This is a genomic window from Pseudoalteromonas sp. S4492 (assembly GCF_005886115.1).
In the GTDB taxonomy this organism is placed as follows: domain Bacteria; phylum Pseudomonadota; class Gammaproteobacteria; order Enterobacterales; family Alteromonadaceae; genus Pseudoalteromonas; species Pseudoalteromonas gelatinilytica.
On record NZ_PNCP01000002.1, the window covers coordinates 24,910 to 31,096 of the forward strand.

The window sequence follows — 6,187 nt, forward strand, 5'->3', positions numbered from 1 at the left end:
GACGACTAACAATGGCTTTAACACACCTTCAGCAATTAGAAGCTGAAAGTATCAAAATCATGCGCGAAGTTGCTGCTGAGTTTGAAAACCCGGTGATGCTTTACTCAATCGGTAAAGATTCATCAGTGTTATTACACTTAGCACGTAAAGCGTTTTATCCAGCAAAAATTCCATTTCCACTTTTACACGTTGACACCAACTGGAAGTTTAAGGAAATGATCGAGTTTCGTGACCGCCTAGCTAAAGACTATGGTTTTGATTTAATCGTCCACAAGAACCCTGAAGGGTTAGAGATTGATATCAATCCATTTGTGCACGGCTCAGCAAAGCACACCGACATCATGAAAACGCAAGGCTTAAAGCAAGCGTTAGATAAATACGGCTTTGATGCTGCATTTGGTGGTGCTCGTCGTGACGAAGAGAAATCACGAGCTAAAGAGCGTGTTTACTCATTCCGTGACAAACACCACAGATGGGATCCAAAAAACCAACGTCCAGAGCTTTGGAATACGTACAACAGCCAAGTTAATCCGGGTGAAAGCATTCGTGTATTCCCGTTATCTAACTGGACTGAGTTGGATATTTGGCAGTATATCTACCAAGAAAACATTGAAATGGTTCCACTTTACCTTGCCAAAGAACGCCCAGTCGTTGAGCGTAACGGCACGCTAATCATGGTTGATGATGAGCGTATGCCATTAGAAGAAGGCGAAGTACCGCAAATGAAGTCGGTACGTTTTCGTACTCTTGGTTGTTACCCGCTAACGGGTGCTGTGGAATCAACGGCAGGTACCTTAACTGAAATTATTGAAGAAATGCTGCTTTCAACCTCTTCTGAGCGTGAAGGTCGCGTGATTGATCACGACTCTGCTGGTTCAATGGAAAAGAAAAAACGTGAGGGCTATTTCTAATGTCTAAAACAAACGACACGATTAATGAAGTAAGAGAGTTAGGCATCGACGCCTACCTTGCGCGTCAACAAGACAAAAGCCTTTTACGCATGCTGACCTGTGGTAGTGTGGATGACGGTAAATCTACGCTGATTGGCCGCCTTTTACATGACAGTCACCAAATTTATGAAGACCAACTTGCAGCCCTGCATAAAGACAATGAAAAAGTTGGTAATGCGGGTGAAGAGCTTGATTTAGCACTTCTTGTCGATGGTCTTCAAGCAGAGCGTGAACAAGGTATTACCATTGACGTTGCTTATCGTTACTTCTCTACAGCAAAACGTAAATTCATTATTGCTGATACGCCAGGACATGAGCAGTACACGCGCAACATGGTGACCGGCGCATCAACCAGTGATGTGGCGATTATCTTAGTTGATGCGCGTTATGGCGTACAAGTACAAACGAAGCGTCATAGCTTTATCTGTGACTCGTTAGGTATCAAGCAGTTTGTTGTTGCTATCAATAAGATGGATATCGTCGATTTCGATGAAACCGTATACGAGAAAATCAAAGCTGACTACCTTAAGTTTGCAGAACAACTAAACGTTACTAATATCAAATTTGTGCCGATGTCAGCGCTGAAAGGTGACAATGTAGTTACTCGCTCAGAGCACACACCTTATTACACAGAAAAGCCACTGCTGGAGTTACTTGAAGACTCACCAGCGGCTGAAATTGATAACGGTTTTGAAGCGCGTCTTCCAGTGCAATATGTAGTACGCCCAAACCTAGACTTCCGTGGTTTCCAAGGTACTTTAACATCTGGCAAACTTAGCGTGGGTGATGCAGTGAAAGTGTTACCATCAGGTAAAAGCTCAAGCATTAAAGAGATTGTAACTTTCGATGGCAACTTAGATAGCGCTGAAGCAGGTCAAGCAATCACTCTAACGTTAAACGACGAAATTGATATCAGTCGTGGTGATGTGATTGTACCAGCCGCTTCAAAAGCTGCTGTGACAAACCGTATTCAAGCTAAGTTAGTGTGGATGCATGAAGCGCCGCTTGTATTAGGTAAAAGCTATAACTTTAAGTTAGGCAGCAAAAATACCTCAGCAGTGGTAAGAAAAATCGATCACACGATTGATGTAAATACCCTTGAGCATGGTCAAGCAGACTCATTACAACTTAACGAAATTGCGATTGTAACTTTAGAGCTTACAGAAACAATTTTGGCTGATGAGTACCACAACAACCATGAAACAGGTGCGTTCATCCTAATTGACCGCTTATCAAACCTAACCGTTGCGGCAGGTATGATTGAGCAATTACTTAGCACTGAAGAACATCAAAGCAGCTTTAGCGACTTTGAAGTTGAGTTTAACGCTTTAGTACGCAAGCACTTCCCTCATTGGCAAGCGCTTGATATAAGCCAACTTAAATAGGCTAGGTAAGACAATGCTGGCTATAAGACAACAACCGTTTTTAAGCCAGCATTACTATTTATATTTGATTACCACACTCTCACCCCTTTAAATCTATTTCTTTATTTTGAGAGCTTTGGTTTCTCAATGATTGGAGTAAAGACAATGGATGAAAATATCGTTTGGCATAATTACGCCATTAGCAAATCACAGCGTAGTGAGCAAAAAAAGCATAAGCCAACCATTTTATGGTTCACTGGTTTTTCAGGTTCAGGCAAAAGCACTGTTGCAAACGCACTAGAAAGCGCATTAAACCAGTTAGGCGTTCACACCTACCTACTTGATGGCGACAATGTGCGTCATGGCTTATGTAAAGATCTTGGCTTTACTGATGAAGACCGCGTGGAAAACATTCGTCGCGTAGGTGAAACTGCCAAGCTGATGGTCGATGCCGGTCTTGTGGTATTAACCGCATTTATTTCGCCATTCCAAAGCGAACGCGATATGGTAAGAAACTTAGTAGAGGATGGTGAGTTTATTGAGGTATTTTTAGATACCCCGCTCGACGTGTGTGAAACACGCGACCCTAAAGGGCTTTATAAAAAAGCGCGTGCAGGTGAAATTAAGCACTTCACAGGTATCGACTCAGACTATCAAATCCCTACATCGCCAGAAATTAAAATCGATACCAGTAAAAACAGCCTAGACCAATCGGTGCAAGAACTGGTAGCGTATTTAAAACAACAGCAAATTATAGGTTAAGTCATGAATCAAACGGAACTGCTAGAAGAAATATTACTCCTCGCACGCCAAGCCGGCAGTGCAATAATGGGGATTTACGAAAAGGACTTTAATGTTGAGTACAAAGCTGATGAAAGCCCAGTGACCGACGCCGACCTAGCAGCTCACAAAGTGATTGTGAATGGCTTACAACATCTCACCCCTGATGTACCAATTCTAAGCGAAGAAAGCGCTGATATTAGCTGGGATATTCGTCAAACTTGGCAACGCTACTGGTTAGTCGATCCAATTGATGGCACCAAAGAGTTCATCAAAAAGAATGGCGAGTTCACAGTAAACATTGCCTTGATTGAAAAAGGGAAACCGGTATTAGCTGTTGTCGATGCACCGGCATTAGGTGTGTCGTATATTGCTGCTGAAGCAATTGGTGCCTTTAAAGATAAAGGTGATGAGCGCATTGAACTTAAGGTAACCCGTAAGCCAAATAAAGGGCTTATCCGTGTTGTCGGCAGCCGTTCACACCCTTCTCCTGATCTAGCTGAATTCGTAAAACAGTTTGAAGATGTAGAAATGGTTTCAAAGGGCAGCTCACTAAAACTTTGTCTGGTTGCCGAAGGGAGTGCTGATATATACCCACGCCTTGGCCCAACCTGTGAGTGGGATACCGGAGCAGGTCATGCGATTGCCGAAATTGCAGGCGCAACGGTTAGCAAACTAGATGGCAGCCCACTACTGTATAACAGTAAAGAAGAGTATCTGAATCCGTATTTTGTCGTATCGGCATTACAGAACTAAAAGCGTTCCGTTAAATACCGTAGGCTGGGTAGAGCGTAGCGAAACCCAGCATCTCCCCTGTCATAGCAAAATAAATATCCAAATTTCATATTCCCTACTTTATGACCACAATCATATAGCCAATAAGTCCTTGTTCCTATAGTATTTTGCTTTCTTAATCTATTAAAGGAATAACCATGACGACTGTTGAAAAAGCAATTGAAGCCGGCTATGAAGCACAAATTACCGCACTTTATAAAGCCCTTTCACAAGGAGTGCTTGCCGCCAATGGCGATGAAAGTGAAATCACTGCAGCTGAGGCACGTTTTAAGAAAGGTTTAGCATTTGCCGCAGACATTAAAGCTCGCGCACTTGCAGCCGCAGAATAAATACCACAACTGGGCTTTCTAAATAAGCCCAATTCTCTTTCTTTGTAAGTCTCTCCTTACAGCATAGTTATCTAAATACAACGCTAAAACATGCATTCTTAGTCGCTTTTCTATATGCTGCGCGACAATTATTATTCTAATAGTGGAGTGCTAATGAACACACATCAAGATGCTATGCCGTATGATGCATCGACAACAAGTAGTAACTCAAAATGGAATCTTCATGACACCCAATGGGTATTAAGTTTATTTGGCACCGCAGTCGGTGCAGGGATTTTATTCTTACCAATTAATATCGGTATCGGCGGATTTTGGCCTTTAATTATCATGGCATGCCTTGCCTTTCCGATGACTTACTTAGCTCACAGAGGCTTAGCCCGCTTTGTTTTATCATCAAAAAAGCCTGAAGCAGACTTTACCGATGTAGTAGAAGAACACTTTGGCATTAACGCCGGGCGCTTAATCTCTTTACTGTATTTTCTGTCTATCTTCCCTATCTTACTTATTTATGGTGTTGGCTTAACCAATACTGTAGACAGCTTTATCGTTAATCAATTAGGTATGGAGTCCCCCCCACGCGTGGTGTTATCTGGCCTGCTCGTTGGCGGTATGATCAGTTTAATGCTAGGTGGCGAAGCACTCATGTTACGTGCTTTTGCAATCCTTGTTTATCCTCTCGTCGCTATCTTGTTCTTCTTATCTATTTACCTGATCCCAAGCTGGCAAATGCCAGATGTATCAGTCCCTGAGTTTTCAGGATTCATGAAAACACTTTGGTTATCAATACCTATCATTGTATTCTCATTTAGCCATGCTGCAGCAATATCAAGCTTTGTGCATGTACAGCGCGCTCACTACGGCAATAATGCCAAAATGAAGTCAGAAGCAATTCTAAAGCGCACCAGCTTATTATTAATTGTGTTTGTTTTACTGTTTGTATTCTCGTGCGTACTGTCACTATCTACAGAACAAATGGTACAAGCAAAAGCAGATAACGTGTCTATCTTGTCATTCCTTGCCAATATCACTGATAACTCGTTTATTGCTACTCTAGGGCCATTAGTTGCCTTTATCGCGATTACGTCTTCATTCTTAGGCCACTTCTTAGGTGCCCGTGAAAGCTTCAACGGCCTTGTTAGTAAGCAAGCCCATATGAACCCTAAACTCGTTGATAAGATTGGCACTGTTATCATGTTCTTTGCTATTTGGTATTGCTCGGTGATCAACCCAAGTATTTTAGACATGATGGATCAGCTATCAGGCCCTATCATTGCCATGATCCTTTTCATCATGCCAATGATTGCCGTATATAAGGTGCCTAGCTTACACAAATACAGAAATCGTTTGAGCACGTTGTTCGTACTTACAATTGGCGCTCTAGCTGTGTTTGCACTTATCTACAACATGATTAAGTAATCTCATTATTGCTCGATATAGAAGCCCAGCCGGGAAACCGGCTGGGCTTTTTTGTTACACAAGATGTGGGAGTGAAGTTAGCGAGTTGCTAGTTAGCGAGGGGAAAGTTGAAAGAGTAAAGTTTGGAAGTCTGGCGTAGGTTGGGTAAAGCGCAGCGAAACCCAACACATCAAAGAGCTATCAGCTTTCAGCCGTCAGCGTTCAGCTGCGCGGTGTGGGTGTTTGGTGCTGCATTTCCCTCTGCCGGAGGTTCTAGGTTCTAGGTTCTAGGTTCTAGGTTCTAGGTTCTAGGTTCTAGGTTCTAGGTTCTAGGTTCTAGGTAAAGTGTACTTGTAGGAATCGCTTTAGCCATGAATATGTTTGTTCTGGTCTGAATTCGGCACTGAAGTGCCTCCTACGGGGTTTGTTGCTGAGGGTGACTCTGTACTAAACAACACCACAGTTCAACTAACATCTAATATCTGACGTCTGATATCTCTGTATTTCAGCTGACGTCTGACGGCTGAAAGCTGACAGCTAAAACGCAAAAAATCCCGACTCTTTCGAATCGGGC

The 6,187-nt window shown here is 42.7% G+C and carries 6 protein-coding genes; all 6 read left to right on the top strand.

The window, feature by feature from the left end; translation table 11 throughout:
• Positions 1 to 11: 11 nt before the first annotated feature.
• The 6 genes from cysD to CWC28_RS00335 all read left to right on the top strand — a co-directional run bounded on the left by cysD (position 12) and on the right by CWC28_RS00335 (position 5,634).
• The gene (gene cysD, locus CWC28_RS00310; protein ID WP_063700749.1) at positions 12 to 911 is read left to right on the top strand and encodes a sulfate adenylyltransferase subunit CysD; all 900 of its coding nucleotides are present in this window, start codon (positions 12 to 14) and stop codon (positions 909 to 911) included.
• Positions 911 to 2,335: a sulfate adenylyltransferase subunit CysN gene (gene cysN, locus CWC28_RS00315; protein WP_063700751.1), complete on the top strand. Its 1,425-nt coding sequence runs from the start codon at positions 911 to 913 to the stop codon at positions 2,333 to 2,335. Before cysD ends, cysN begins: the two co-directional genes overlap by 1 nt.
• Before the next feature lie 144 nt (positions 2,336 to 2,479).
• Entirely contained in the window at positions 2,480 to 3,076 is a 597-nt protein-coding gene (cysC, locus tag CWC28_RS00320) for an adenylyl-sulfate kinase (RefSeq protein ID WP_063700754.1), read from the top strand.
• Positions 3,077 to 3,079: 3 nt separating this feature from the next.
• Positions 3,080 to 3,850 (top strand): 3'(2'),5'-bisphosphate nucleotidase CysQ, encoded by a 771-nt coding sequence (cysQ, locus tag CWC28_RS00325; protein ID WP_063700756.1) that lies wholly within the window; start codon positions 3,080 to 3,082, stop codon positions 3,848 to 3,850.
• Between the two features lie 176 nt (positions 3,851 to 4,026).
• Complete coding sequence (locus CWC28_RS00330; RefSeq protein ID WP_063700758.1) at positions 4,027 to 4,218, top strand: hypothetical protein; 192 nt, start codon at positions 4,027 to 4,029, stop codon at positions 4,216 to 4,218.
• A gap of 153 nt (positions 4,219 to 4,371) precedes the next feature.
• On the top strand, positions 4,372 to 5,634 hold the full coding sequence (locus CWC28_RS00335) for an aromatic amino acid transport family protein (protein ID WP_063700760.1): 1,263 nt from the start codon (positions 4,372 to 4,374) through the stop codon (positions 5,632 to 5,634).
• The last annotated feature ends 553 nt before the right edge of the window (positions 5,635 to 6,187 follow it).

Bases quoted from the DNA above. Each gene is read 5' to 3' on its own strand.
- CWC28_RS00330 (WP_063700758.1), top strand. From the start codon at position 4,027: ATGACGACTGTTGAAAAAGCAATTGAAGCCGGCTATGAAGCACAAATT.
- cysN (WP_063700751.1), top strand. From the start codon at position 911: ATGTCTAAAACAAACGACACGATTAATGAAGTAAGAGAGTTAGGCATC.
- cysQ (WP_063700756.1), top strand. From the start codon at position 3,080: ATGAATCAAACGGAACTGCTAGAAGAAATATTACTCCTCGCACGCCAA.
- cysC (WP_063700754.1), top strand. From the start codon at position 2,480: ATGGATGAAAATATCGTTTGGCATAATTACGCCATTAGCAAATCACAG.
- CWC28_RS00335 (WP_063700760.1), top strand. From the start codon at position 4,372: ATGAACACACATCAAGATGCTATGCCGTATGATGCATCGACAACAAGT.
- cysD (WP_063700749.1), top strand. From the start codon at position 12: ATGGCTTTAACACACCTTCAGCAATTAGAAGCTGAAAGTATCAAAATC.